This window comes from Sphingobacterium shayense (genome assembly GCF_013179575.1).
Taxonomy (GTDB): Bacteria; Bacteroidota; Bacteroidia; order Sphingobacteriales; family Sphingobacteriaceae; genus Sphingobacterium; species Sphingobacterium shayense.
The window spans coordinates 1-1,489 of sequence record NZ_JABMCQ010000317.1; the positions used below are offsets into that span (position 1 = coordinate 1).

1 protein-coding gene is annotated in these 1,489 nt (G+C 62.8%); it reads right to left on the minus strand.

The window, feature by feature from the left end:
* Positions 1 to 2: 2 nt before the first annotated feature.
* On the minus strand, positions 3 to 1,489 hold a 1,487-nt coding region (exaC, locus tag HP439_RS19065), incomplete at its 5' end, for an acetaldehyde dehydrogenase ExaC (protein ID WP_216657910.1).

Here is a 1,489-nt window from a genome sequence, read left to right on the forward strand (position 1 = left end):
GATCAGAAGAAGCCCAGTGGGTTGATGTCGTAGCTGATCAGCAGGTTCTTGGTCTGCTGATAGTGGTCGAGCATCATCTTGTGGGTTTCGCGCCCGACCCCGGACTTTTTGTAGCCGCCAAAGGCAGCGTGCGCCGGGTACAGGTGGTAACAGTTGGTCCATACGCGGCCGGCCTTGATGCCACGGCCCACGCGGTAGGCGCGGTTGATGTCGCGCGTCCACACGCCGGCGCCCAGGCCAAACTCAGTGTCGTTGGCGATGGCCAGTGCTTCGGCTTCGTCCTTGAAGGTGGTCACACCGACCACCGGGCCGAAGATTTCCTCCTGGAACACGCGCATCTTGTTGGTGCCCTTGAGCAGGGTCGGCTGGATGTAATAACCGCCCGCCAGATCGCCCTCGAGCTTCTCGCTGGCGCCGCCGGTGAGCAGCTCGGCACCTTCCTGCTGGGCGATCTCCAGGTAGCTGAGGATCTTGTCGTACTGCTGCTGCGAGGCCTGGGCGCCGACCATGGTTTCGGTATCCAGCGGATTGCCGCGCTTGATGACCTTGATCTTCTTCATCACCTCAACCATGAACGGCTCGAAAATCGACTCCTGCACCAGCGCACGCGACGGGCAGGTGCACACCTCGCCCTGATTGAAGAAGGCCAGCACCAGGCCTTCGGCGGCTTTCTCGATGAATGTCGGCTCGGCCTGCATGATGTCCTCGAAGAACACGTTCGGGCTCTTGCCGCCCAGCTCCACGGTGCTCGGGATGATATTGGCGGCAGCGCACTTCATGATGTGCGAGCCGACCGGGGTGGAACCGGTAAAGGCAATCTTGGCGATACGTGTGCTGGTAGCCAGCGCCTCACCAGCTTCACGGCCGTAGCCCTGGACGATGTTGAGCACGCCCGGCGGCAGCAGGTCGCCGACCACTTCGGCGAACAAGGTGATCGACAGCGGCGTCTGCTCGGCAGGCTTGAGCACCACGCAATTGCCGGCAGCCAGGGCCGGGGCCAACTTCCAGGCGGCCATCAGCAGCGGGAAGTTCCAGGGGATAATCTGCCCGACCACGCCCAGCGGCTCGTGGAAGTGATAAGAGGCGGTGTGTTCGTTGATCTCTGCGGCGCTGCCTTCCTGGGCGCGGATGCAGCCAGCAAAGTAGCGGAAATGATCGGCGGCCAGCGGCACGTCGGCATTGAGGGTTTCGCGCACGGCCTTGCCGTTGTCCCAGGTTTCGGCCACGGCGAGCAGTTCGAGGTTGGCTTCGATGCGGTCGGCAATTTTCAGCAGCACCAGCGCACGGTCCTGCACGGAGGTTTTACCCCAGGCATCGGCGGCGGCATGGGCGGCGTCCAGGGCCTTGTCGATGTCCTTGGCGTCGGAACGGGGAAATTCACCGATCACCGACGCATCCACCGGGCTGGTGTTTGTGAAGTACTGACCAGAGACCGGCGCGACGAACTCGCCGCCGATGTAATTGCCGTAACGCGGCTTGAGGGTGACGA